The organism is Massilia brevitalea, assembly GCF_030711405.1.
Lineage (GTDB): Bacteria > Pseudomonadota > Gammaproteobacteria > Burkholderiales > Burkholderiaceae_D > Telluria > Telluria brevitalea.
Map to the genome: position 1 here is coordinate 187719 of NZ_JAULSI010000003.1, position 24688 is coordinate 212406.

General features: G+C 63.3%; 21 protein-coding genes. 14 read left to right on the forward strand and 7 right to left on the reverse strand.

Going from position 1 to position 24688, the window contains the following annotated elements; genetic code table 11:
* Positions 1–25 precede the first annotated feature (25 nt).
* The 10 genes from QWL29_RS02995 to QWL29_RS03040 all read left to right on the forward strand — a co-directional run bounded on the left by QWL29_RS02995 (position 26) and on the right by QWL29_RS03040 (position 14838).
* Complete coding sequence (locus QWL29_RS02995) at positions 26–5929, forward strand: phage tail length tape measure family protein (RefSeq protein WP_305821399.1); 5904 nt, start codon at positions 26–28, stop codon at positions 5927–5929.
* A complete protein-coding gene (locus tag QWL29_RS03000) occupies positions 5926–7422 on the forward strand; it encodes a hypothetical protein (RefSeq protein WP_305821400.1) in 1497 nt (498 codons plus the stop codon). The genes QWL29_RS02995 and QWL29_RS03000 overlap by 4 nt, the downstream gene beginning before the upstream one ends.
* Positions 7419–10289, forward strand: coding sequence for a hypothetical protein (locus QWL29_RS03005; RefSeq protein ID WP_305821401.1), 2871 nt, complete (start codon positions 7419–7421; stop codon positions 10287–10289). The genes QWL29_RS03000 and QWL29_RS03005 overlap by 4 nt, the downstream gene beginning before the upstream one ends.
* Positions 10286–10927 carry a hypothetical protein gene (locus QWL29_RS03010; protein ID WP_305821402.1) on the forward strand — a complete coding sequence of 214 codons (642 nt, stop codon included), beginning with the start codon at positions 10286–10288 and terminating at the stop codon, positions 10925–10927. Before QWL29_RS03005 ends, QWL29_RS03010 begins: the two co-directional genes overlap by 4 nt.
* A gap of 1 nt (position 10928) precedes the next feature.
* A complete protein-coding gene (locus tag QWL29_RS03015; protein WP_305821403.1) occupies positions 10929–12893 on the forward strand; it encodes a phage head spike fiber domain-containing protein in 1965 nt (654 codons plus the stop codon).
* Complete coding sequence (locus QWL29_RS03020) at positions 12893–13423, forward strand: C40 family peptidase (protein ID WP_305821404.1); 531 nt, start codon at positions 12893–12895, stop codon at positions 13421–13423. Before QWL29_RS03015 ends, QWL29_RS03020 begins: the two co-directional genes overlap by 1 nt.
* Before the next feature lie 21 nt (positions 13424–13444).
* Positions 13445–13819, forward strand: coding sequence for a phage holin family protein (locus QWL29_RS03025; protein WP_305821405.1), 375 nt, complete (start codon positions 13445–13447; stop codon positions 13817–13819).
* Positions 13806–14219, forward strand: a complete 414-nt coding sequence (locus tag QWL29_RS03030) for a M15 family metallopeptidase (protein ID WP_305821406.1) — start codon at positions 13806–13808, stop codon at positions 14217–14219. The genes QWL29_RS03025 and QWL29_RS03030 overlap by 14 nt, the downstream gene beginning before the upstream one ends.
* Entirely contained in the window at positions 14216–14581 is a 366-nt protein-coding gene (locus QWL29_RS03035; RefSeq protein WP_305821407.1) for a hypothetical protein, read from the forward strand. The genes QWL29_RS03030 and QWL29_RS03035 overlap by 4 nt, the downstream gene beginning before the upstream one ends.
* Positions 14582–14700: 119 nt before the next feature.
* Positions 14701–14838, forward strand: coding sequence for a hypothetical protein (locus QWL29_RS03040; RefSeq protein ID WP_305821408.1), 138 nt, complete (start codon positions 14701–14703; stop codon positions 14836–14838).
* A 36-nt stretch (positions 14839–14874) separates the two neighbouring features.
* Here the strand turns inward: QWL29_RS03040 and QWL29_RS03045 are convergent, their stop codons facing one another.
* Positions 14875–15228, reverse strand: a complete 354-nt coding sequence (locus tag QWL29_RS03045; protein WP_305821409.1) for a hypothetical protein — start codon at positions 15226–15228, stop codon at positions 14875–14877.
* A gap of 428 nt (positions 15229–15656) precedes the next feature.
* Between QWL29_RS03045 and QWL29_RS03050 the strand changes: the two genes are divergently transcribed.
* Positions 15657–15941 (forward strand): hypothetical protein, encoded by a 285-nt coding sequence (locus tag QWL29_RS03050; protein WP_305821410.1) that lies wholly within the window; start codon positions 15657–15659, stop codon positions 15939–15941.
* 372 nt (positions 15942–16313) lie between these two features.
* On the opposite strand, the gene QWL29_RS03055 is transcribed toward QWL29_RS03050, so the two are convergent.
* Positions 16314–16562 (reverse strand): hypothetical protein, encoded by a 249-nt coding sequence (locus tag QWL29_RS03055; protein WP_305821411.1) that lies wholly within the window; start codon positions 16560–16562, stop codon positions 16314–16316.
* Positions 16563–16699: 137 nt separating this feature from the next.
* Between QWL29_RS03055 and QWL29_RS03060 the strand changes: the two genes are divergently transcribed.
* Complete coding sequence (locus QWL29_RS03060; protein WP_305821412.1) at positions 16700–16951, forward strand: hypothetical protein; 252 nt, start codon at positions 16700–16702, stop codon at positions 16949–16951.
* 15 nt (positions 16952–16966) lie between these two features.
* Here the strand turns inward: QWL29_RS03060 and QWL29_RS03065 are convergent, their stop codons facing one another.
* The gene (locus QWL29_RS03065; protein WP_305821413.1) at positions 16967–18214 is read right to left on the reverse strand and encodes a tyrosine-type recombinase/integrase; all 1248 of its coding nucleotides are present in this window, start codon (positions 18212–18214) and stop codon (positions 16967–16969) included.
* Between the two features lie 307 nt (positions 18215–18521).
* On the opposite strand from QWL29_RS03065, the gene QWL29_RS03070 reads away from it, so the two are divergent.
* Positions 18522–18851 carry a hypothetical protein gene (locus QWL29_RS03070; RefSeq protein WP_305821414.1) on the forward strand — a complete coding sequence of 110 codons (330 nt, stop codon included), beginning with the start codon at positions 18522–18524 and terminating at the stop codon, positions 18849–18851.
* A gap of 37 nt (positions 18852–18888) precedes the next feature.
* Here the strand turns inward: QWL29_RS03070 and QWL29_RS03075 are convergent, their stop codons facing one another.
* From QWL29_RS03075 to QWL29_RS03090, 4 genes are all read right to left on the reverse strand, one after another.
* Entirely contained in the window at positions 18889–19605 is a 717-nt protein-coding gene (locus tag QWL29_RS03075; protein ID WP_305821415.1) for a hypothetical protein, read from the reverse strand.
* A gap of 6 nt (positions 19606–19611) precedes the next feature.
* Complete coding sequence (locus tag QWL29_RS03080; RefSeq protein WP_305821416.1) at positions 19612–20169, reverse strand: hypothetical protein; 558 nt, start codon at positions 20167–20169, stop codon at positions 19612–19614.
* 6 nt (positions 20170–20175) lie between these two features.
* Entirely contained in the window at positions 20176–22824 is a 2649-nt protein-coding gene (gene pepN, locus QWL29_RS03085; RefSeq protein ID WP_305821417.1) for an aminopeptidase N, read from the reverse strand.
* 160 nt (positions 22825–22984) lie between these two features.
* On the reverse strand, positions 22985–24043 hold the full coding sequence (locus QWL29_RS03090) for an alkene reductase (protein ID WP_305821418.1): 1059 nt from the start codon (positions 24041–24043) through the stop codon (positions 22985–22987).
* A gap of 129 nt (positions 24044–24172) precedes the next feature.
* Between QWL29_RS03090 and sugE the strand changes: the two genes are divergently transcribed.
* Positions 24173–24493, forward strand: coding sequence for a quaternary ammonium compound efflux SMR transporter SugE (sugE, locus tag QWL29_RS03095; protein ID WP_305821419.1), 321 nt, complete (start codon positions 24173–24175; stop codon positions 24491–24493).
* Positions 24494–24688: the final 195 nt, after the last annotated feature.

A 24688-nucleotide genomic window follows, 5' to 3' on the forward strand; every position in this document is an offset into this window, starting at 1 on the left:
GGTGGCTTTTTATTTGGGCCACGCCATGACCGATATCGTCAACAACGCAACAATTCGAGTGGTGGCAGATGCCTCGGGCGTGGAAGCAGGCTTGCGCCCGGCCGTAAACGCGGCCAACCGCGCCGGCCAGGCGATTACGCAAACCGGAGAGCGATCCTCAGCCGCGGCGCGCGCGGTGGAAAACTCGCAGCGCAATATCATTGCGTCGATCCAGCGCACGACCATGGCCATGGAGGCTGGCGGCCGCACCACGGCAGCCTACTACGAGTCGATGGCTCGCAATCGTGGCGTCGATCCTGCCTCGCTCACCCCGTATTTGAACCAACTGCGCGCGGTGGAGGCGGCCCAAACGCAAGCCACGCAGGCGACCCAGGCTCAGGCCGCTGCCGCGCGTGAACTCGCCCAGGCCCAGGCATCGAAGGAATCCTTCCTGGCCGGCCTGCGCGAGCAGATCGCGCTGTTCGGCAAGTCGGCTGAGGAAGTTCAGCGCTACCGCGCTGCTCAGGCTGGCGCCGCGCAGGAATCGTCGATGTTGATCCTGCAGCTGCAGAACATGAAGGCCGCGCACGAGCAATCCGAGGCTGCTGCGCGTGCCCAAGCGGCGGCCCAGCGCGAAGCGGCTCAGGCCGAGGCGAACAAAACATCGTTCCTGGACGGCCTGCGTGAGCAGATCGCGCTGTTTGGCAAGTCGACCGAAGGCATCCTCGAATACCGTGCGGCGCAGGCTGGCGCCGCGACTGAGGCCGCGCCGCTGATCGCCCAACTGCGCTCGCTGCGTGAAGCCCACGAACAGGCTGCTGCTGCCGCGCGCCAGACCGCACAGGCGCAGCGCGACAGCGCCCAGGCACAGAGTGCGCGCGACAACTTCTTGGCTGGTCTGCGCGAACAGATCGCTCTGTTTGGCAAATCCACCGAGGAAGTGCTGCGCTACCGCGCTGCGCAGGCTGGCGCCGCCAGTGCGGCGGACCCGCTGATCGCCCAGCTTCGCACCCTGCAGCAAACCCAGGACCAGGTTGCCGCCAGCGCGCGCGCCGCCGCACAGGCGCAGCAGGACGCCGCCCAGGCGCAGTCGCGTCGCGACACGTTTCTGGAGGGGTTGCGTGAGCAGATCGCCTTGTATGGTCGCTCGACCGAGGAGGTGCAGCGGCACCATGCCGCCCAACTTGGCCTGACGGCCGTGGCCGAGCCGCTGATCGCACAACTGCACGCGATGCGGACGGCGCAAGAGCAGGTTGCGGCTGCAGCGCGCGCCGCCGACCAGGCACAGCGCGAGGCACTGCAGGCCCAAGCTGGAAAGGACAGTTTCATCGCAGGCCTGCGCGAGCAGATCGCGCTCTTTGGCCTGTCCACCGAGGAGGTGCAACGTTATCGCGCGGCCCAACTGGGCCTGACCACTTCAGCAGACCCGCTGATCGCGCAGTTGCATGCAATGCGCGTGGCGCAGGAGCAGGTGGCTGCAGCAGCCAAAGCAACGGCCCAGGCACAGCGCGAGGCGGAGCAGGTGCAGGCCGGCAAGGATTCATTTATTCGAAGCTTGGAGCAACAGGCACAGGCTATCGGCAAAACCCGCCTTGAACTGCTCGAGCTTCAGGCCGCCCAGATGGGCGTGACCAACCGCGCGCAGCCATTCATCGACCAGTTGCGCGCGTCCGAACAATCGCTTCGCAACGGCGGTATGTCGGCGGCTCAGATGAACGCGGCGCTGCGCGGCGTTCCCGCCCAGATCACCGACATCGTCGTCAGCCTTCAAGGCGGGCAGGCGCCGCTGACGGTCTTCCTGCAGCAAGGTGGTCAGCTTCGCGATATGTTCGGCAGTGTTGGCGGCGCAGCTAAAGCGCTCGGCGGGGCAGTGCTGGGCATGATCACTCCCTTAACGCTCACTGCCGCCGCAGTCGGCGGCGTTGCGTACGCGTACAGTGAGGGGGCTCACGAGGCCGTATCGTTCGGTCGCGCAATCGCTCTCAGCGGCAACGTAGCAGGCACGTCTGTGAACCAGCTGATGGACGCAGCTCGTGGCATCGGCGACGTTTCAAAGAACACACAGGGAGCGGCGGCCGAGGCGCTTCAGGCGCTGGTAGATATGAGCGCCGCCTCGGCATCTCGTTTGCAGCAGTTTGCGGGCGTGGCCGTGGAGGTGGAGCGCGTCCTCGGCAAGTCGGTTCAGGATACGGCGGCCGAGTTTGCTGATCTACGGCGTACACCACTGGATGCGCTCCAGAAGCTGGGCGAGAAGTATCACTTCGTTTCAGCGGCGACCTACGCGCAGGTGAAAGCCCTGCAGGAAGAAGGTCGCCAGACCGAAGCTGCGGCGCTGGCACAGAGCACATATGCCGATGAGTTTGAGAAGCGCAGCAAGAAAGTCCTCGACAATATGGGGACCCTCCGCCGTGGCTGGATGGATATCTCTTCCTGGGCGAAGAAGGGCTGGGATTCGATTCTCGACATCGGCCGGAAAGAAACGCCGGGCGATGAGCTCAGGCGCATCAACAACATCCTGTCGTTCAAGCAGACAGGGCTCGCTCAACGAGAGGCAGGCGGGGATGGCGGCTCCGAGATTGCAGCGCAGCTCCGAAGAGACATCGCCGCGCTAGAAGGTCGTCGGGCTGAGCTTCAGGGTCAGATCGCAGGCGAGAAACAGGCGGGACAAGCCCAAGAGAAGAACTTGAAGGCAGAGGAGCTCCGGAAGAACTGGATCAACGAGCAGAACATTCTCCTAACTCGTCAGGAGCTGCTGGAAAGAGATTTAAAGGCAGCAAAAAAGGAAGGGAGTGATCTTGGCCTGACGGAAGAGGAAATACAGAAGCGCTTGTCCGTCATCCGCCGTAAGTACAACGATGTTTTCGTGACCGGCGTTGACGCAAGTATCACGTCGCTTCGAAAGCGCGGTGAGCTGGAAGATGCTCTCAGCCAACGTGCGCTTGCACAGATTCAGGCGCAGCGCGATGCCGGTGAGATCACGGAAGATGAGGCGCTTCGACGCGTTGCGGCTGTTGACCTGGCCGATCTGGACGGCGAGAAACGCGGTCTGCAAGAGCAGCTTGCGCTCACACGCCAAAAGATTAACAGCCGCCGCGAGCAGATCGATCTTGAGGGGCAAATCGCTAAAATCAGCGAGGAGCGCATCAATCGAGAGAGGCAGCTTGAGATTGATCTGGCCACCGTACAGCGGAATCGCGCGCAGGCCAGTCAAGACCTGTACATGCAGGGCGTCAAGGCTGCGAGTGCCGAGCTCATCGGCCTGCAGGACCAGGTGAAGGCCCAGCAGCTGGCGAACGAAGAAATCGGCCTGAGCAAGGAGGCTGTGGCTGCACTCCAGGCAGAGCGCATGCTCGGGATCGCCACCCTGAAAGAAGAAACCGCGGCACAGCTGGAGGCGGTGGAGGCCGGCAGCATTACGGCGGCGCTCTACCGTGAGCAGGCCGGAGAGTTGCGCAAGCTGGCTATGCTCAAGCAGCAGGGCGCCGTGAGCGACGGAATTGCGGACGCGAACAAGAAGGCCAAGGACAGCTTGAAAGAGTTCCTTGACCCAGCGCGGGCGCAGACGTTTGGCGAGGCGCTGCGCGAGGCATTTGGCACCGCAGGCGACTCGATCACGAAGATGACCGGCGCCCTGGATGCGTTCGGCAAGCGTCAGGCGAAGATCGCGGAGGAACGCGGCAACGCCGACCTGCTGCTCAGGAATGGGAAGATCGATGAGGTCAAGCACCTGGAGTATGTCGACAAGCTCAACCAAGAGAGCGCGAAAAATCGCTTGGCCGGCTACGGTGCCATGGCGAGCGCCGCAGCCGGATTCTTCGGCGAGCAGAGCCGCGGCTACAAGGCGCTCCAGGCCGCATCTCAGGTGTTCCACGCGGCTGAGCTGGCCGCGACGCTTGCCGAGCTGGTGCCAAAGGGTATTTCAGCGGTGCTCAATCAGGGCAATGGTGATTCGTACAGTGCATTCGCCCGTATGGCCGCGATGGCTGCAATCGTAACTGGGTTGGGTGTTGCCATCGGTGGCATCGGCGGAAAAGACACTACCGCTGTCGACCGTCAAAAAGCAACCGGCACCGGCTCGGTGCTCGGCGACGCTACGGCGAAGTCGGAGTCAATTGCAAAGGCGATCGAACGCTCGGCCGCTAACTCGAATATCGAGTTGAACTACACGGCCAGCATGCTGCGCTCGCTGCGTGCCATCGAAAGCTCGCTCTCAGGCCTCGGCGGGCTGTTGACGCGCAGCGGCGCTTTGCCTAGTGGGCAGAGGGGTGCGGTGTCCCAGTTCTCGAATGAGGGCATTATCGGCGGGATCAACAGGCTTCTTGTTGGTGGCAACTGGTGGGGCAATACGTTGTACAAAATTGGGAACGCTGTGTTTGGCGGCAAGGTGACGGCTATCGATGGCGGCCTGACGGCGCGCGCCACCACCGTCGGCGGTGTGCAGGCAGGTCAACTCAGCGCGCAGGGATATGTCGACACGAAGAAAGACGGGGGGATTTTCCATAGCGACAAATACAAGACGGCGTTCACAGACCTGAGCAATGAAACGAACCAACAGTTTTCGCAGATCATCAAAAACATGGCAGATGCCGTGGGCGAGGCTGGCAAGTTGCTGGGCCTGGGCGGCGATGCTTTCACGTTGCGCCTCAACAGCTTTGTGGTCGATATCGGAAAGATCAGCACTAAGGATCTAAAGGCTGACGAGATCCAGAAGCAGCTGGAGGCGGCGTTCTCAAAGGTCGGCGACGACATGGCGCGCTGGTCGGTTGACGGCCTGACGCAATTGCAGAAGGTCGGCGAAGGAGCACTGGAATCGTTGGTGCGCGTGGCGTCGAACTACGCCAACCTGGACGCGGTTTTGGCCAGCATCGGCATGACGTTCGGTGCGACCGGGCTGTCAAGCATCAAAGCCCGAGAAGGCTTGATCGACCTGGCTGGAGGGATTGACGAGCTGGCAAGCAAGACCGCTGGTTTCGCTGAGAACTTCCTGACCGAGGCTGAGCGCTTAGCGCCGGTACAGAAATATGTCGCCGAGCAGCTGGCAGTGCTGGGCAAGTCGGACCTGCGTTCGCGGGAGGCGTTTAAGCAGTATGTTCTCGGACTCGACCTGACCAGTGAAGCCCAGCGTCAGCAGTATGTGGCGCTGATGGCTTTGCAGGAGGCGTTCGCCAAGGTGTACCCAGAAATCGAGGACACTACTATGTCGCTGGCCGATGCCAAGTCCGCACTGGCCGACGCCTACAAAGCCGAGACCGACGCGATCGACTCCACGATTAACCGCATGTCGTCTTTCGCAGCGAGTCTGAAGAACTTGCGCGATAACGCGCTGCTTGGCGGCCTGTCGCCGCTAACGCCCCAGCAGAAGTATGCGGAGGCGAAGGCCCAGTACGAAGCTGTGCTGGCGGCGGCGCGCGGTGGTGATGAGGCTGCTCAGTCGCAGTACCAGGGCGCGTTCAATGCGTTCCTGACTGCGTCCCGGGCGGTCTACGCCAGCAGCAGCCAGTACCGCGCGGACTTCGACTTCGCCCAGGCATCAACGGCGGAGGCGGAGCGCTGGGCCAGCGCCCAGGTCGACGTCGGCAAGGCTCAACTGGAAGCGCTCAAGCTTTCGGTGAAGGGCCTGATTGACGTCGAAAAATCGGTGCTGTCGGTCCGCGAGGCGATTCTGCAACTGCACACGGTCATGGGCAAAAACACCATGCCGCTGACCGCAGTTGTGGCGCCGCCTCCAGTGGCGATCCCCTACAGCTCATACGGCACTGCCAATACCGAAGCACTGGTAGCGGCAGTTAAAACGTTGTCTTCGGAAAACGCAATGCTCAGGGCAGAGCAGCGGCAGCAGACGGGTGATCTCATCCGAGCTGTGCAAGGTTCTGCGGCGTCCTCATCGGACAAGATCTCTGGCGCGGTGAAAGCCGCTGCCACAACTGAAGTGAGGGTTCTTCCTGAATGAACGATGCTCAATTCCTGGCCTGGCTGCAAAGCTCGGCCGCGTATCGTTGCGTCCTGATCGAGGCGGCGGCGCGAGTGAATGGCGTGGAAACCATGGTCTACATGGCGACCAGGTCGTACACCACGTCGCCGGCCGACAGTCCGGCCAACACGCAATACCTCCCGATCGCCACCGTGGACACGTTGTTCACTGAGCGGCTGTCGCTCGAAGGTGACGGCGCGCTTTCGACTGGTGACCTGGAGATCGACAACACCGCCGGCGTGCGCGATGCCTGGGCCGGCGCCGGCTACGTGTGGAAGAACCGCGAGATCCGCGCGTACATCGGCGACATCCGCTGGCCGCGCGCTGACTTCCGGATGATCTTCAACGGCATCGTGGCCGACATTGCGCCGAGCGGCGACAGCGCGCTGCTCCTGAAGCTGCGCGACAAGCTGCAGCGCCTGAACACGGCCATCACCGAGGCGAAGCTGGGCGGCGAGACTGAGCAGAAGGACGCGCTCCTTCCGTTCGCAATCGGCCAGGTGTCGAACATCACGCCGCTGCCAATCAACCCGGCGACGCTGACGTACGGCTACCACTGCGCATCGGCGGAAGGGGTAATCGCCAACGAGGCGCGCGACAACGGCGCACCGGTGGCGATGACGTCGAACGCGGCCGCTGGCACCGTGACGCTGGAATCGACGCCGGCCGGCGCCGTGACGTTGTCCGTCAAAGGCGACAACACCGTTGGCTACTGCGACACGGCGGCCACGATGTCCCGGCGCCTGGCCACCCGATACGGCAAGGCAGCCGACCGCTTCACCGATGCTGATCTCGACCTGGCGAACATCGCCGCCTTCGACGCGGCTCACCCACAGCCGATGGGACTGTACTCCACCGACCGGCTTAACGTGCTGGCCGCATGCCAGATGCTGCTGGGCAGCCTCGGAGCGCAGCTGGTGATGTCGCGCCTGGGCCTGATGCGGCTGATTCAGGTCGCGCTGCCCGGCACCGGCACGCCGTTCGTGATCCGGCCGGAGCACATGGTCGAAACGCAAGGCACGAGCACGCTACAGCCCGCTGGCCGTACCGAAGTCGTCGGTGCCGTGAAGCTGGGCTTCGCCAAGAACTGGACAGTGCAGGATGCCGGCACGCTGGCCAACCTGCCCGAGTCGCATAAGGCGCTCTTCACTGAGGAGTGGCTGACCACCACCAAGACCGACGCGGCGACGCTGGCCACCTACCGCCTGAACGCCGAGCCGGTCCAGATCGACACGATGCTACTGACCCGCGCCGACGCGGATGCAGAAGCGCAGCGGCGCCTGGACCTGTGGAAGGTGCCGCGCACCACGTACGAGTTCGACGGCGTGCCCGAGCTGCTGACGCTTGAGCTGGGCCAGGCGGTGACCGTCTACAGCCCGCGCTTCGGCATGGCCGCCGGCGTCTCCGGCATCGTTATTTCATTGGCGCCCGACTGGAACACCGGGCGCGTCAAGGTAGGGTTTCTCGTATGAGCGCAGTACTGAACGATCGTGACGCAATCCTGCAGGCCGCCACGGTGCGGATCGTCAATCCGAAAAATGCCTGGATCAACCTGTTGACCAGTGCGCCCGGTTTCCACGTGACCGCAGCCGGCCAGGCCGACCTGAGTGTAGTCACCGTCACGGCCGAACTGTTCGGCCTGGACGATGCCGTCACGTTCAGCGCGGTCGGCGCCACGCTGTCGAATGCAGCCAGCCGCACGGTCGACGTCACCTACGGTGGCCAGACCGCGATCGTGACCGCGACCGTGATGAGCAATGGCGATAAATTCGAGCGATCTTGCGTCATCCCTGTGCTGCGCGATGGCGCCGCGGGTGCGGCTGGACAGCCTGTCTACACGTGGATCAAGTACGCGGACACAGCAGCGGGTGCCGGACTCTCGGATGACCCGGCCGGCAAGGCCTACATCGGCCTAGCGCACAATAAGTCGACCGCGACCGAATCGACCACCCCAGGCGACTACACCTGGGCGCTGATGAAAGGTGGTGACGGCCTGCCGGGGGCGAAGGGCGCCGACGGCATTACCTATTACACCTGGATCAAGTACGCCGACCAGGCGGATGGGACCGGCCTGTACGACACTCCCAACGCTAACACCTTGTACATCGGCATTGCCGTCAATCGCACGACCGCCACCGAAAGTACCACGAAGACCGATTACGTCTGGTCGCGCTTCAAGGGCGAGCAGGGTGTGGCAGGCGCCACGACGTACACCTGGATTAAATACGCCGACACGGCTGCCGGCGCCGGACTGTCTGATGACCCGAGCGGGAAGGCCTACATCGGCTTCGCCTACAACAAGGCGACCGCCACCGAGTCGACGACGCCGGGTGACTACACCTGGGCGCTCATCAAGGGGACCGACGGGCAGCCAGGCGGCAAAGGCGCTGACGGCGCGACGCTCTACACTTGGATCAAGTATTCGGACAATGCCGACGGCACTGGCCTCTACGATGTTCCGACCGCCTCGACGCTGTACATTGGCATCGCGACGAACAAGAGCACCGCTACCGAAAGCACGACGAAAACCGATTACGCTTGGTCGAAGTTCCGCGGCGATCAGGGCGTCCCGGGCCCGACCACTTACACGTGGATCAAATACGCCGACACGGCGGCCGGCGCCGGCCTGTCCGATGATCCGGCCGGGAAGCTGTATATCGGCCTGGCGCATAACAAATCGTCGGCTACCGAATCGACGACGCCCAGTGATTACACTTGGTCGCTGATCAGGGGCGAGAAGGGAGATCAGGGCGTCCCTGGCGGGAAGGGCGCGGACGGCCAGCAGCTGTACACCTGGATCAAATACAGCAACAGCGCCAATGGCGCGAGCCCGTACGACGTCCCGACCGACAGCACGCTCTACATCGGCATTGCGGTCAATAAAACGACCGCCACCGAGTCGACGACGCCGGGCGACTATGTGTGGTCTCGATTCCGCGGCGCCGACGGCGTGGGCACAGCCGGTGCGCGCGGTGCCGGCCACTACTATGCGACCGGCTCCACCTGGTCCGATGTCGTGGCGCAGGCGGCATGCCCGGGCAGCACTCCAGTGCTGAACGATGTCGTCACGATCAGTAGCAGCACCTATGTCATGGAGAAGAGGTGGACTGGGTCGGTCTGGGTCGAGAATGGCGTGGTCATCAACGGCAAGCTGATTGCGCCGGATTCGATCCTGACAACCGCTCTCGCGGCTGAGATCATCAAGGCCAAGCATCTCTCCGTCGGCGCTGTTCTGGCGAGCCACATTTCGGTCGGTCCATCTGGGGGGCTGAATAAAGACCCAAACTTCACCGATTACGCCGGCTCGTGGAGCCCGACGAATGCCGCCGTTGGTAGCGCAGGTGGCGCTGCGCCGGCGCCGACCTACCTCGGCGCATTTCCCGGCATGCAGGCGTTCACTCTGGCGAACGAGTTGATCCCGATCGACAGCACAAAAACCTATCTGCTGAGCGCAAGCGTCTACGCCGATGGTGGGAACGACCGGAATTGCACTTTACTCGTGAATTTTTACGATGGCGCGGGCAATCGAATTACGAACACCGGCTGGGGGGATGCAAATTTTTCGGGCCATGCGACTAGTTTTAGACCGGCTGTCGGCGATTGGCGTCCATACCGCGATGGCGTATTCGGCGTCAAATCGGCCGCGAAAAAAATTCCCGCCAACGCCAAAACATGCCGCGTCGGCGTTTATTTAAATGGTGGCGGCTCCAGCAACACAATGATGGGGGTCACTGCGCTACTACTCGAGGAGATGATCGACAGTGCGCTCGTTGTCAAGGGCGGCATCAAGGCTGACAACATCGACGTCGACAGACTGGCTGCGATTATTGCCTACCTCGGCAACGTCGAGCTGGGGGCCGGCGGCGCGCTACGCCAAGGCAAGCCGGGCTATGGGGCTGGCAAGGGCATCTGGATCGGCGACCACAACAATACGCCGAAGCTTGACATCGGCGAAACGGGAGGGGCCGGGATCATATGGGACGGGTTCGACCTGGTCATCAACCGGCCAAAATTGGCATCACCGTTCAGCGTCACCTTGAGCAATGTGCGGATCACGCAGCAAGTCAACGGTTCGACTATCCAGTTTAGTGCACCAAAAACCATCACCAGCGGCTCCGGCAGTTACGCCTATTCCTGGTCGTTCAGTGCATCAGGGCCAAGTTCGCAGCTGGCCATGATATCCAGCCCTGCAGCGCAGGACGCCGTTATCAAAGCTAACGCCTCCAACAGCTGGCTCTATGGCTATCTGGCCCTGACGCTGAAGGACCTCAATTCAGGTCTCACCGCAACGTCGAATTGCGAAATTGTTGTTCAGTTTGGATCAGGGGTAGAGCCATGATGAAACCGCTGTTGATGGTGCGCGACACCGACAGCCTCGTGCTTGGCGTGATGTGGCATGAAGACCCGGACGATGGGCCTATAAAGCCGCAGGCCAGCCCGCTGCTAGGCACGCGCTTGGTGCCGCATGGCGAGGAATTCACGAGGGAAGGGCGCCGCGACACTGAATCTGCGTACTGGCGCGACGGCGCTGTCGAGTGGGAAGACCACGCCGTTCTCGAGGACGAGCGAGCCGAGGCAATCGACGCCATCGACGCCGCTGGCGAGGCCCTGCGCCTGGCCGTCATCAACCGCATGACGACCCAGACCGAAGAGTACCGGCGCGTCGAACCCCAAGCTCGCGCCTGGCGCGCTGCTGGCTACCCGGAGAGCGAGGAGGCGCTGGCGCCGCGCGGCGTACGGGGCTGGGCGGTGGCGAAATGGCGCGAGGGTTGGACCAACCGCCAAGCCTGCGACGACATCCTGGCTACGGCCGACAGCTGGTACGAAATCCTCGACACGATCCGCGACCTGCGTCTGGCGAACAAGGAAGACGCGCGCTACGCGGAGACGGTCGGCGAGATCGGCGCAATCGTTGCCGATATGCAAGCCGACATGCGGACGCTCGCCCTGCAGATCAATACCACCACCACGGAATAACATGCCCAACCTGAGAATCGTCACCAAGAACGCGCTGCGCCAGGCAGCATCATTCACCGCTTCAAGCACGGCTGGCAATCTGGCCGTGGCCAGCCTGGCGGCCGCCGTGAAGTCATCGCTGCACCGATTCATCGGCACCAGCGGCACTTACAAAGCCGCCTGGGCAGCACCAGTGCGCATCGGATGCGTGGCGCTCCCGTTCTGCAACTGGTCGCCAACGGCGAGGCAGCGCGTGCGCGTATCGACCGAGCAGCCGGTAACAAACCTCGTGACCCGAAGCGAGGAGATGCATATTTCAGCCGGCGCATGGGCGCGCGCTGCGGTAACAACCGTGAATGCGAACGTGACAGCTGCTCCGAATGGCACGAACACCGCGGACCAGGTCGTCCCGACTACGACCGCGACTTCGCACTACCTGGACTACTCAATCACCGGTCTGGCCGACGACACGACGTATTCCGGCGCCGTCTTCTTCAAGCGCGACACGCTCATGCGCGCGTGCTTCAACCTCACCGCGAAGGACGGCAGCGGAGCGACCGTCGAGGTCAACTTCGAAGATGGCCGAATGACCCGGATGAGCAACGGGATTGGCCAGGACTGCAAATTTAAAGTCACTCCGGCCGGCGGCGGCTGGTACCGACTATTCATCGAAAACTGGAGCACCAGGACCGGCGCCACGGTCCCGCGCTTCCGGCTGTTCGCGTCGCAGCACAATGAAATTAGCAAGAACGGCTGGGCCAACACTAGCGTGGCGACCGAACGTGCCGCAGGTGTAGCATCCCCGTACGAAAACTGGCCGGTGGACAAGCTTGTAGAAGGTACAGGCGTTAGCGGCCACTACACCAGCGCCACCGTCTATTGCGAGGCCGGCCGCACCGTGGTGCTGGAGCAGACGCTCAAAGCCCTCGGTTCAGGCGCCACGCGCTACGGCGCGATGCTGCTGACAGCTGGGACAGGCCTGGCAGCCCATCGCTCGGCAGTGGTCAACCTGGCGACTGGCGCGATCACTGCGCAGGACAGCGGAACGGAGTGCGTATTCTCGACGGAGGACATGGGCGGCGGCTTCTGGAAGCTGCGCTGCGAGCTCACGCCGGACCGGTCTGGCGCCACGACGTGGCAGATTCGCGTGAGCAACTCGAGCGCCAACTCGGCGCCATCCTATGCCGGCGACGGGGTCAGCGGCGTCTACGTGTGCAAGCCATACGCCTACGCGCTTGTACCGGTTACGGACTGGGCGCCATTCTCCGGCGGCTCGGAAGGCTCGGTCATCGGCGACGGCACGACCGGCTTTCACACCTGGGGGGCAATGCTGCGCCCGGGTCCAAAGATGGACAGCTACTACCCCTCCGTCGGCACCGTGCAGGGCCAGCGTCCGCTCGGGTACATGGACGCGTGGCAGAGCTACGACTACGACAGCGGCTGGGTGCTGGCGTGCCCGGCGCCGGCCGTCGAGCTGGAAGGATTTACCGCAGCCCAGGCTGCGAGCGCGTATGCGTATGGCGGCGGCGCCTATGCGCGACACTGGCTGCCGCAGCAGATGGACGCCACTGGCCTGGCGGTCGACATCGCTGATCCGGACAACCTGCAGGGCTACATCGAGGCCGCGTGCATGGTGGCGGGCCCGGTATGGTCGCCGCGCTACAACGCCTCGGGAACGTCGGTCTCGGTCATCGACCGCACGGAGGTCTCGCGCAGCGCCGCGGGCGATCAGCTGGCCGATCCTGGCACGATCAGTCGGAAGGTGCCGGTCGACCTGCGCGCAATGCCAGAGGAGGACCGCGCGCGGTTCCTCGACTTGGTGCGCAACAGCAGGGCCCATCCAATTCTGATGAACGTGTTCCCCGAGCATCCCGATCTGGCACTCGAGCGGGACTTTATGGTGTACGGCCGGCGCACGAAAGATTCCGACATCGCCTACCAGTTCGCAGGCGCTTATTCCACCACCCTTGAGATCGAGGAGATCTGATGCATCCACGTCCTGGAATTGTCACGGTCCGGCTCACCAGCCGCTGGCCGTATAACCCGATCAGCCTGGCGGTCGGCGTCGTCGCTGGCTCGCGCCAGTTCAGCCACTCGATCACGATCATTGGCGACCGCGCCTACGAGGCCTCGATGACGCACGGCTGCCGCGCCGGCACGGTCGACCAGCTAATGAAGGGAATCGTCGTCTACCGCGACATGCAGGTGGCGGTGCCTGACATCGACGCAGCGCGCGCCTTCGCCGAGGCCCAGGTGGGGAAGGGCTACGACTTCGCCGGCGCCGTCGGCATCCCGCTGACCTACTCGGAGGACTGGACTGACGACAGCAAGTGGTGGTGCAGCGATCTGACGTTCGCGATCCTGCTGGCCGGCGGCCTGCGCCTGTTCGACCCGGCCGTGATGAAGCGCGTCCGCCCGATCGACCTCCATATGCCCGACTACCCGAAAGGGCCGATCGTACGAACGCGACGGCCGCCGCAAGTTCCACCAACCAGCCCGCAAACGCGGGCTTTTTAACGCCCACCGAAAAGGCACCCAATGATCGAAAAACCTCCGCAGCCTCCCGGCCATCCCAGTGACTGGGCCAGCATCCTCACCTGGGGCTGGGTGATCGGCCTGTCGCTGCTCGGCGGCTTCGTCTCGTTCTACCAGAAGCTGAAGGCCGGCCACGTGCGCGCGTGGAACTTCACCGAGTTCATCGGCGAGCTGGCCACCTCGGCCCTGGTGGGGATCATCACCTTCAAGCTCTGCCAGTGGCAGGGCTACTCGTCCGACCTGGCGCCGGCCCTGGTCGGCATCACGTCGCACATGGGCAGCCGCGCGCTGTTCAAGGCCGAGGCCAAGTTCAGCGCCTGGGCCGATGCAAAGTTTCCACCAGCCTCACCGAAGGAGCCACCACATGACGGCCAATAAATTTCAGCTGAGCGCACGTTCGCTCTCGCGCCTGGACGGCGTTCACCCGGACCTGGTCAAGGTCGTCAAGCGCGCCATCGAGTTGACCGAGGTCGACTTCATGGTGACAGAGGGCGTGCGCACCGCCGCGCGCCAAAAGCAACTGGTCGCCGCCGGCGCCTCGCAGACCTCGCGCTCGCGCCACCTGCCGACCGCGAACAAGTGCGGCATGTCCTGCGCGGTCGACCTGGCCGCCATGGTCGGCGCCGAGGTGCGCTGGGACTGGCCGCTTTACCCGAAGCTGGCCAAGGCCATGAAGGCGGCAGCGGCCGAGCTGGGCGTGCCGATCGAGTGGGGCGGCGACTGGAAAACGCTGGTCGACGGGCCGCATTTCCAGCTCACCTGGAAGGCCTACCCATGATCGACATTACTCTGACGAAGTACCGGCTCGCCGCCGGCGCCATGGCGCTCGCCCTGGTGCTGGCCGGCGCGGTCGTCGCCGGCGCGGTCATTAACGGCTGGCGCCTGGACGGTGCGCACCAGCGTGCGCTGGCCAGTGAGATCGACAGGCGCATCGCAGCCGAGCGCAAGCTTGACGATCAGGTCGCGGCGGTTGCCCGCCTCGGCGATGCGAAGGCTGCTGCCGACGAGCGCCGCCAGGTGGCCGAGAAGTTCGCCGCCTCCGCCATCGCACGCACCGGAAGCCGTGCCGCCGCCGTGGCCGCCAGTCAGGCGCCGGATTGCAGCGGCGTGATGCGCGAGGCCTGGGAGGGCTGGAGGTGAGGGCGGTCGCTCTCGTCCTGGCGCTGGCGCTGACCGGCTGCGCCTCAACGCGTGAGGCCGGAATCCCGGCATCGGTACCGGTCACAGTCGGCTGCGTCGGCGCGGTGCCGGCGCGCCCGGTGACCACCTTCGGCGCAGGCGCCTACCCGGGCGACAAGGCAGCCGCGCAGGCCGCGTTGATCGACGGCGCGGCCTGGGAGGGCTACGCCCTGCAGCTCGAGGTGATCATTGCTGGCTGCCCGCGTCGTCTCGATTGAAGAAGCCCTCTTCTGGACTTTCTTTGGTCAGGCCTTTCACTTGCTAGTCGCGTGGATGACTGACTTCAGTTGAGCCAAAGTGCAAGGCATAGTCAGCTGACCGTCAATAAACGCTGCCGCCGGCCCATGCAACGTACGGGCGACTGCGCCCCACAACAGCACGCGGGCCGACGGCTGCAATCTTTTCGCCTGCTCAGCAATTAGTATCGGATCGTAGTTGCTGCTGAGTGTACTCACAACTATCAGGCTGAACGGCGTCATCCGTAGAAGTTCTGTTGATACTTTGGCATCACCGGTAGTGTGGACTAGGCAGTCAACACTCTCAAGCAAGAGCTTCATCGTCCGCTGCGGCAAAAGGGCGTTTTCAATCAAAAGGGTATTTGTTGGCATTGAGTAAGCCGGATGGCACCTTGGGACGGAGTCGAAGGGAGCCGGATTGTATAGAGTGGCGTGTTTGTAAACGCTGCGTGCATACGACAGCTAACCAATATATAAGCCTGGCTTTTGCGACCGCTTTGCGCAAGTAAGGGCATTGCGATCAAATCTACCCCGGGTCAGCTGATACCGTTGTTGACAACGCAAGCGTTCTAGCAGATTGTGGTAGTAGGAGGATTCAATGCCAATTCCTAATAAATCTGACAACTCACAAACCGCTGGGCCAACACCTGCATCCGACGATGAGAAAGCAGCGATGGAACGTGCCTTGGCAAAAGAGCGGCCATCGGATCTGTTCGATCGTCTTGAGAAGGAAAATGACGCGGCAAGGTCTAGCGCAGACCTGAACCGTCGAAAGAGGCGACCGTAACTGAGGAGGTCACATGAAGAAGACATTGGAATCTAAAACACTGAACCGTATGCAGATTACCGGCAGTGACATTGCCTGTGTATTTCAGGATGTTATACCTAGCAAGCTAGCTACAGAACTGACGGGGAAGCTGCTTACATTACTAAATGCGGCTGACTCAGATGATTCCGGACATGCTTCGAAGATGATGCTTTTAGGGGCATTAGCCGCGTTAGGTCAACAGGAGCAAGATTTTGGCAGTTTTAACAAAAATCAGATTTTTCAGCCTGCGCACGGCAACGCCTCCGTAAGCGACTGAAAATATTCGGGTACGCTTCCGCTAGAACGCCCCACGCGACTGCCCAGTGGCTCGCTAACTGGCGCTCCTCGCTAGTCTCAGCTTCAAACCATCTTTCCTGCGCGCGCGACATCCGGCGTCGCGCATAATCTTTGGCGTCGAGCGAAGGCGTGGAATATGAGAAGTAGTTAGCCATTCATTTCTCCTTCTTGTAAATCATAGGTCGAGAACCATACATTCTTGCGTATGCGGCCCAGGCGCGCGCCCACCGAATGGCGGCACGGCGTGTCTCGTCATTCTCGGCATGGATGAACCGGTCGAGAGCGACAGATGACCTGTAGCGCGCGTAGGCGCTGGCAGTGAGAAACCGTGATCGCTTCATGTCGCCAGTCGTTAGTGGAGCGTCTCGTCCGACCAGGTCACCGCGAGGGCCTGCTCGACCACCACTTCCTCGGTCATAGACTGAAATGGAAGTTCTGGATCCGGCGCGAAGGCGATGATCTGGCAGTGGTCGGGGTCTGCTTGGTTCAGTCGAAGCCACTCTTCGCGAGAAACAGTCTGGCCAGTCGCAACCGGCAGCGTGATCCAGAAACCTGTTTCGCGTTCTGCGATGACCTGATAAAGGTCGAGCATCTTATCCATGTGGGCACCCCTCGCATCCTCATGATAGGGGCGAGCTTACGACTGAAAAAAGCACGTGTCACGCGTTACCGTGCGCGACCATTCAGGGTGCATAGGCGCGCCTGATATACTGTATAAAAAAACAGTATTGGTGCCATATGGGATTCAAGCCGCCATTGACGAAAGAAACGCTGGTCGAGATTCAGGAGCGGAACCCGGGGTCCCCGGACGTGCGTGCGCTGCTGTGGGAGGTGAAGCGGCTGCGCGCCTTGGCCTTGTACGCCGACCAGCTGCAGCGCATGCTTGGCACACTGCCTGGGCCGCAGGGCGCGATCCTCGACACGCTGCGCGAAAAGCTCAAGGACGAGCCGTGCGTGAACGAGTTCCCGCGGCTACCACCGGAAGCCTGATGTGCGACCGACCAATCATGCTAGGCGCCGAATGGGCGTCACGTTCCATGGTCGACCTTCTTCGCAGGCAGCCAGGAACGAGGCCCACAACTCAAGTGCCTGGCGCCGTTCCGGGATCTCCTCTCGAACATCGTAAATCCCCTCCATACCCTTCAGCGTGTGGTTCAGGGCGATCTCCGATATCTCCCGCGACACACCGAGGTTGCGCATGTGTCCCTTTGCTGTGCTGCGAGTGTCATGCGGTGTGAAGCGTCGGACATCTAGATCCTCGCGCTTGAATGCTCTGTTGATAGCCTCCCATAGTGTCGTCTCTCCGACGTGCTTGCCTTTATTTTTGGCAAGTCTAGCGGGCAAAACCCACTCATCCCCGTCCGCCAACTCCTTAAGTTGTCGGAACCAAGCTGAGACGGTTGGGGTGAGCGGGACCAGGAATCCCACCCTGGTCTTCACTGACTCGTCGGGCACGAACCAAGTCCCTTGATCGAAATCTATATGTTCCCATCGAGCTTTTCGTAACTCCACAGACCGAACACACGTTGCGAGCATGATTCGCAGCGCGAGAGCGTTCTCGGTTCCGATATGGTCGATGCCCGCCAGCAGCTTTCGCAATTCCTCCTCCGACAGCATGACGCGCTTGCGAACAGGCGGACGCGGACCCAGCAGGGCAGTGATCTTAATCCCTGCCGCAGGGTTCACCCGGATTAGTTGCCGGCCGATCGCGTGGTCAAATATTTTCGAAGCCGAAGCCAGGATGCGTCGCTGGATAACCCAGGACCGCCCTGACTTTTCCAGTAGGTCAACCAAGTCTTCCGCAGTGACGGAGCGAACCTCCATGGATCCTAGTCGAGGCAGAACTACCGTTGTGAGGTCGTCCTTTCGGTACCAGACCGTGCGTTCGGCATACTGGCCCGGGTCGAGCACCTTCTCGATGTAATCCTTCACCAGTTCACGGACAAGCCAAGCGCCGCGCATGGCCAGGCGCTCTTTGCGCTTCTCGGCCGCCGGATCCTGACCCTTATCGACAGCGACGCGATGCTCAGCGGCGAGCTTCCTGGCGGCCGACAGCGTTACGTCAGGGTAGTTCCCTAGCGTTAATTCACGCGCTCGACCCTGCAGCATATAGCGCAGTACCCAGCTGGCCGTGCCCGCCTTCGACAGCGTAAATGTAAGTCCACCGCCGTCGGTTTTTGCGATAGGATCACCTGCTGCAATCCAGCGCCGGATCTGCATGTCGCTCAGCAGATTGCTGCCTCGTTTTCCCATCCCTGCCACCCAGTGTGTTGATATGCCATTGTAGCTAGCTACAAATCTAGCCACAAATTATTGTAGCGCTCGGTAGCGCCGATAAGAGACAGCAGGATACAACAAGTGGCACATCCATTGAGGGAAAGTGCGCCAGTCTGCGACAAACATGGACGGCCAACGATGGCGGTGAAGCTTGCAGGTGATAAGCTTCGGCATGGCTGTCCTTTGCATCGAGAGCGCACAGCCTAAGCCGACTGCGTTAAGGCGGACTGATCCAGTTCAAGCGTGCGAACCGAATCCGGCAGACAGCTGCGGAGGTCAACATATGTTCACGATCGTCTTGCTGCTCTACCTGCAGCAGCACCTGGAAGTGACGTTAGAGGGCAGCAGCCTGCGCGGCGTCTATGGAACGGAACAGGAGTGCGAGCGCGCGGCCGTGCGCCTGCGCGGACCGGTGCCACGGCCGCCCGGGGTGACGGCGGCCTGGCACGACGCGGTCTGCCTGCCGATCAACCGCGACGTGCGCGTCAACGAAATGGCGCCGCTCGACCTGCGCGCCTTGCTCGACCAGAAGCCGCCATCCGGCTGCGGCGGCACTGGCGACTGGCGCCGCGTGGCCGAGCTGTGCAGGCCGTCCAGCAATCCCGCACCCTGAGAGGATGTGACGGCCTGCATGCGCCCCCGAATGCGCCCTAGATCCGTTCCCAGCTCACCCCTTTCGGGCAAGTCACGTTGCCGGCCGCGCTGCCGCCGCCGGCAGCGCCGGGACCGAAGACCACGGAGCCGGTCATGCGGCAGGTCTGCTTGCCGCCCTGGGTCGTTCGGTAGATGACGACGCCGTCCGGCGACTCGTATTTCTCCAGGCGCATGCTGAGCGAACGGTCGATGTGGGCGGCGGCCAGGCCGGCGCGAAAGCGCGACCAGGGTGTATCGGCTTCAAGCGGCACGCCGCTCTTGCCCTTGCGCTGCTCCCGGTCGAAGGCGGCGGCGCTGCGCTTGCCGGCCGCGAGCAGGTCTTCCCCGGCGAGCGTGACGGGAGCGTCGCCCGCAGGCTGTTCTGCCGGCTGCGGCAGTTCCGCAGTGTCGGGCTGGGCGGCAGGCGCCGTATCGGCGGGAGCGGGCGGTGCGCTTGCGAGCGGCGGCGTGGAGACCGTCTTGCGCGGCGCCGGCAAGGGCTTCGGTGGCGAAGTGGAGGCGGATGGCGGGGGCGCCGTTGGCGGAACCGACACGGACGGCGCCGGCATCGGACGTAGCGGCAGCAGTTCGGTCAGCCGTTCGGGCAGCACCGGAAGGGGCAGCGTTTGCGCCTGCCAGCGCCAGGCCAGCACCAGCAGCAGATGGACGCCGAGGGTCAGCGCGAGCGGCGTCCAGTTCGGCCGTGCAGCAGGGTGCCGGTCTCCGAAATGCATGTGTTCTCAGAGCCGCGTCCAGCGGACGCCGGTCGGGCAGGGGATGTTGCCGGCCGTCTGGCCGTCGGATGGGTTGACGCCGCCAACGCTGCCGCTGCGGTAGCAGCGCACCCGGCTGCCGACAATCTTGCGGTAGACGACGACGCCGTCGGCGGCCGTGTGGCTGTCCAGGGTGCCGGCCATGCTGCCGGTCCTGCGCGCATCGGCAAGCAGCGCGCCGAACTGCTCCCATTTGCGTACGGGTTCGGCCGTCATGGCGCTGTCGCCGGGAGGCAGTTCGCGGCTGATGCGCCCGGCCAGGGCGCGTGACCTGGCAAGCAGCTCGCCAACGGGCACAGCGGGAGCGGCGGGAGTTGCAACCTCGGCCTGGACCGGCTCAGGCTGCAGGGATTCGGTGTCCGCCTCGGCGGCTGCAGCCGCTTCCGGCGCAGGCAGGACGCGCGCCACGGGCCGGGGTGCTGCCTTGCGCAGCAGCCGGGCCAGCACCAGCAGCAGGTGCAGGCCCAGCGCGAGGGCGAGCGGCGTCCACGACACACGCGATGATGCCGGAACGCCGATCCGCATGGCGGCTTACTTCACCGACATGGCTTGCTTGATGCTCAGGCAGCGCTGGTCTTCCTGCAGCGTGTCGAGCAAGGCGCGGCGGGTGCCGGCCGACAGTTCCGTGTACTTGCCGGCCGCCGCTTCCAGGCGCTTGACGCTGGCCTGGGTGCAGGTGGCCGGAATCAGGGAACCCGCATACGAACGCATGTAGACCGGACCGGCATCCTTGTCGATCTGGCCCAGCTTGGCCAGGCGCGCGCTGGCGGTCTGCTCGGACAGGGCGCTCTGTTCGGCCGGGTACAGGCTGTTCATCGCGGTGCGGATTTTCGAGAACGGCTGCTCCGTCTGCAGGTCTTCCACGGTGGCCAGCCACTGCGATTTCACCTGTGCATCCGGACGTACGACGGTGGCGGCGATTGCCGCGGCCTGGCCGGTGTCGGACTTGTCGCGCGCGGCTTCGCTTTCCACCAGCGCGCTAGCACCCGCCACGTTGTAGCGGTTCAGGCGGCGGATGATGGACCAGCGCAGGTCCTGGCTCACGTTCAGGCCATCGACCGTGGTTCTGCCGGCCAGGATGCCTTGCAGGCGCGCGAGTGCGGCCGGGCTGGAGGCCAGGTTCAGCCAGGTGCCGAACCAGGCGCGCTGGAAGTTCTCGTTGCCCTTGTTCGCCTGCACGCCGTTCCACGCCATGTCTTCCAGCTGGACGCGGGTCTGCTTCGCCCAGTTTGAATCCAGGTTCATCGCGTCCAGGTACTGGCCCGATGCAGCGACCTTGCCCAGCACGTCGTTCAGCAGGGTGTAGTCCCGTTCCAGCGGCGCGTTTGCCAGCGCGGTGGCGATGAATTCGTTCAGCGGCAGCTGGCCGTCGCGCACGCCGTCCCACAGGCTTTGCCACAGCATCGAGCGCAGCAGGGCATCATCCACTTTCGCCAGGTTGGCGCGGGCAGTCTCGAATGAGCGCTTGTCGAGTTGCACCTTGACGAAGCCCCAGTCCTGGTAGTTCGGGTAGACCAGGTCCGGGCAGGCCGTGCCGACCAGGCCAGGCACCTTGGTGGTGGCGCCCGCATAGGTGACGGCCACGTTCTGGGCCAGGGCCAGCTTGCCGCCTTCGACCTTGAAGGTGGCGACCTGCACGCGCTGCTCGCGCAGGGTCGGCAGGGCGCGGCTAGGCGCGGTCTGCTTCAGCGTGAACGACGAGATCTTGCCGGCCTTGCAGCTGAAGTCGGCGGCGACCGTGTTCACGCCTGCTTCGTACAGCCACTGGCGGGTCCAGCCGGACAAGTCGCGGCCGGCCGCTTCGCCCAGGCTGCCGATGAAGTCTTCCAGCTTCGCGTTCTGGTACGAATACTTGGCCAGGTAGTTGTGCACGCCCTTGCGGAACACTTCCGCGCCCAGCAGGTGGCGCAGCTGGGCCAGGGTCGAGGCGCCCTTCGAATAGGTGATCGCGTCGATGTTGTCGAACGCATTCGCAGTCGATGCCACCGGCACTTCGATCGGGTGGGTGGTGACCTTCTGGTCCTGGGCGTAGGCCGCCTGCTTGCCGCCGGAGTAGAAGGACTGCCAGGCATCCTTGAATTCGGTCGCTTCGGCGGTGGCCAGGGTGCCCATGAAGGACGCGAAGCTTTCATTCAGCCACAGGCCGTTCCACCACTGCATGGTGACCAGGTCGCCGAACCACTGGTGCGCCATCTCGTGCATGATGACCGAGGCCAGCGACTGGCGCTGGGCGTCGGTCATCTTCGCCTTGTGCAGGAAGCGGCCTTCGGCAAAGGTGATGGCGCCGGCGTTTTCCATGGCGCCGTACAGGAAGTCCGGCACCAGCAGCTGGTCGTATTTCTCGAACTGGTAAGGAATGCCGAAGTACTGGTCGAAGAAGACCAGGCCATCCCTGGTGTAGCGGAACCAGTCTTCCGGCGTCACCTGGGCCGCGACGGACTGGCGCGCGAACAAACGCATCGGGTACTTGCCGCTCTTGTCTTCCCACACCTTGTACGGGCCGGCGTGCAGCGAGAAGTTGTAGGGGCTGAGCTTTTTCGTGGTCGGGAAGGTCCAGCGGCGCAGGGCGCCCAGATCCTCGATCTTGGTTTCGCGGGTGGTCGAGACCACGTGCCAGTCGGCCGGCGCGGTCGCCGTGACCTGGTAGGTGGCCTTCAGGTCGGGCTGGTCGAACACCGCGAACATCTGGTGCGCGGCGGCCGGCTCGAAGTGGGAATAGGTGTAGACGCGGCCATCGACCGGGTCGACCATGCGGTGCAGGCCCTCGCCGTTGGTGCTGTGCAGGCGCTCGTAGGCGATGACGACCGTGTTGCGGCCCTTGGCCAGGTCAGCGGCGGCAATCGTGACGAACCAGTTGTTGTACTTCGCGTCCACCTTCTTGCCATTAACGGTAACCGATTTGACCGTTGCCTTGTCGAGGTCGATGGTCAGGGGCGCTGCATTGTCAGCCAGGTCGAAGCTGGCGCTGGTGACGCCGCTGAAGGTTTCTTTCCCGGTCAGTGCGAATTCCAGTGCGTACGCGACGTTCGATACGCGCGCCGAGCGGGCTGCGGCGTCTTGCTGCGAGAGGAAGGCGTTTTCAGCGCGTGGTGCGGTGGAGGCTGGTGCGGCGTGAACGGTGCCGAAGGCGAGAGCAGATGCGGTGGCAAGCGCCATGGCGCGTGGTGCGAAGATGTTCAATGCGGTTCCTCGAGAACGTGCCCATGAAAGACACAATTAAGAATCGCGCAAGAATATCATGAGTGCAATTCGCATTGCACCTGAAAGACGTATATGTATAGCGCCCGTATTGACGGGCGCTATACGTTTTCGGACAGGCAGCGCTCAGCTGCCCCGAACCTTAAGCCGACAGCGCCGGATAGTCCGTATAACCCTCGCTGCCCTGGCCGTAGATGACTTCGGCGCGCAGGGGATTGAGTTCGGCGCCTTGCTGCAGGCGTTGCGGCAGATCCGGGTTGGCGATGAACCACAGGCCGAAGGCGATCGCGTCGGCCTTACCCTCGGTCAGCAGCTTCTCGGCGGTCTCGACCGACATCTTTTCGTTGGCGATGAAGGGTCCGCCGAATTCCTGCTTCAGCAGCGGGCCGAGGCTGTCTTCGCCCACGGCTTCGCGCGCGAAGATGAAGGCGATGCCGCGCTTGCCCAGCTCGCGCGCCACGTAGCCGAAGGTTTCGGCCGGGGTCGAGTCGCCCATGTCGTGCGAATCGCGGCGCGGCGCCAGGTGCATGCCGACGCGGTCCGCGCCCCAGACATCGATGCAGGCGTCGGTGACTTCCAGCATCAGGCGGGCGCGGTTCTCGATCGAGCCGCCATACTGGTCATCGCGCTGGTTCGTGCTGTCTTGCAGGAACTGGTCGAGCAGGTAGCCGTTGGCGCCGTGCACTTCCACGCCGTCGAAGCCGGCCAGCTTGGCATTCTCGGCGCCCTTGCGGTAGGCGGCCACGACCTCGGCGATTTCACTCGTCTCTAGCGCGCGCGGGGTGGTGAATTCGCGCTTCGGACGCACCAGGCTCACGGTGCCGGCCGGCTTGATGGCGCTTGGCGCAACCGGGGCGGCGCCGTCGAGGAAGACCGGGTCCGAGATGCGGCCGACGTGCCACAGCTGCAGGACGATATGGCCACCGGCGGCGTGCACGGCGTCGGTGATTTTTTTCCAGCCTGCTACCTGCTCGTCGGACCAGATGCCCGGGGTATCGGCATAGCCGACGCCCATCGGGGTCACCGAGGTCGCTTCGGACAGGATCAGGCCGGCGCTGGCGCGCTGGACGTAGTATTCGGCCATCAGCGCGTTCGGCACACGGCCTTCGCCGATGGCGCGGGCGCGGGTCAGCGGCGCCATGATGATGCGGTTCGGCAGCTCCAGGGCGCCAATCTTGATCGGGTCAAACAGGGTCGTCATTCTTGCTCCTTGTAGGCAAATTCAGTGGCACCCATCTTAAGGGATGCGCGAAATTCCTGCCGAGACCGGTCTAATTTGCTTCGGCATGTATACTTCCCCGCGTTTTCACGATGAACGGAAAGGTGGAGGATGAGCTGGTTTTACCTGGTGGTTGCGGGCCTGCTGGAAGTGGCCTGGGCGGTGGGCTTGAAGTACACCGAAGGATTCACGCGGCCGGTGGTGTCGGGCTTTACGTTGCTGGCGATGCTGGGCAGCGTCGGCATGCTGGGCCTGGCCTTGAAGGACCTGCCGCTGGGCACGGCGTATGCGGTGTGGACCGGGATCGGGACCATCGGCACGGCGGTGTTCGGGATGTGGCTGCTGGGCGAGCCGGCAGGGGCGCTGCGGATTGGCTCGATCAGTTTGATCGCGCTGGGGATTATCGGCTTGAAGATCCTGTCGCCGGCTTGATCGGAAAACCTGAACGGGGACTGTGGCTTCAACCGTACGGTGGGCACTCCGTGCCCACGCGGTACGTCGCTGGCATGCCGGCGGCTTCCGTCCACACGGCGGCCAATGCAAGTCGAATCCGCACGAAGAGATCATTCGAGATAGCGATGCTTTCTGGGCTGCGTGTTGGATGACGGCGCGGCACGTGGCCACATG

Bases quoted from the DNA above. Each gene is read 5' to 3' on its own strand.
- QWL29_RS02995 (WP_305821399.1), top strand. From the start codon at position 26: ATGACCGATATCGTCAACAACGCAACAATTCGAGTGGTGGCAGATGCC.
- QWL29_RS03000 (WP_305821400.1), top strand. From the start codon at position 5,926: ATGAACGATGCTCAATTCCTGGCCTGGCTGCAAAGCTCGGCCGCGTAT.
- QWL29_RS03005 (WP_305821401.1), top strand. From the start codon at position 7,419: ATGAGCGCAGTACTGAACGATCGTGACGCAATCCTGCAGGCCGCCACG.
- QWL29_RS03010 (WP_305821402.1), top strand. From the start codon at position 10,286: ATGATGAAACCGCTGTTGATGGTGCGCGACACCGACAGCCTCGTGCTT.
- QWL29_RS03015 (WP_305821403.1), top strand. From the start codon at position 10,929: ATGCCCAACCTGAGAATCGTCACCAAGAACGCGCTGCGCCAGGCAGCA.
- QWL29_RS03020 (WP_305821404.1), top strand. From the start codon at position 12,893: ATGCATCCACGTCCTGGAATTGTCACGGTCCGGCTCACCAGCCGCTGG.
- QWL29_RS03025 (WP_305821405.1), top strand. From the start codon at position 13,445: ATGATCGAAAAACCTCCGCAGCCTCCCGGCCATCCCAGTGACTGGGCC.
- QWL29_RS03030 (WP_305821406.1), top strand. From the start codon at position 13,806: ATGACGGCCAATAAATTTCAGCTGAGCGCACGTTCGCTCTCGCGCCTG.
- QWL29_RS03035 (WP_305821407.1), top strand. From the start codon at position 14,216: ATGATCGACATTACTCTGACGAAGTACCGGCTCGCCGCCGGCGCCATG.
- QWL29_RS03045 (WP_305821409.1), bottom strand. From the start codon at position 15,228: ATGCCAACAAATACCCTTTTGATTGAAAACGCCCTTTTGCCGCAGCGG.
- QWL29_RS03050 (WP_305821410.1), top strand. From the start codon at position 15,657: ATGAAGAAGACATTGGAATCTAAAACACTGAACCGTATGCAGATTACC.
- QWL29_RS03055 (WP_305821411.1), bottom strand. From the start codon at position 16,562: ATGGATAAGATGCTCGACCTTTATCAGGTCATCGCAGAACGCGAAACA.
- QWL29_RS03060 (WP_305821412.1), top strand. From the start codon at position 16,700: ATGGGATTCAAGCCGCCATTGACGAAAGAAACGCTGGTCGAGATTCAG.
- QWL29_RS03065 (WP_305821413.1), bottom strand. From the start codon at position 18,214: ATGGGAAAACGAGGCAGCAATCTGCTGAGCGACATGCAGATCCGGCGC.
- QWL29_RS03070 (WP_305821414.1), top strand. From the start codon at position 18,522: ATGTTCACGATCGTCTTGCTGCTCTACCTGCAGCAGCACCTGGAAGTG.
- QWL29_RS03075 (WP_305821415.1), bottom strand. From the start codon at position 19,605: ATGCATTTCGGAGACCGGCACCCTGCTGCACGGCCGAACTGGACGCCG.
- QWL29_RS03080 (WP_305821416.1), bottom strand. From the start codon at position 20,169: ATGCGGATCGGCGTTCCGGCATCATCGCGTGTGTCGTGGACGCCGCTC.
- QWL29_RS03090 (WP_305821418.1), bottom strand. From the start codon at position 24,043: ATGACGACCCTGTTTGACCCGATCAAGATTGGCGCCCTGGAGCTGCCG.
- sugE (WP_305821419.1), top strand. From the start codon at position 24,173: ATGAGCTGGTTTTACCTGGTGGTTGCGGGCCTGCTGGAAGTGGCCTGG.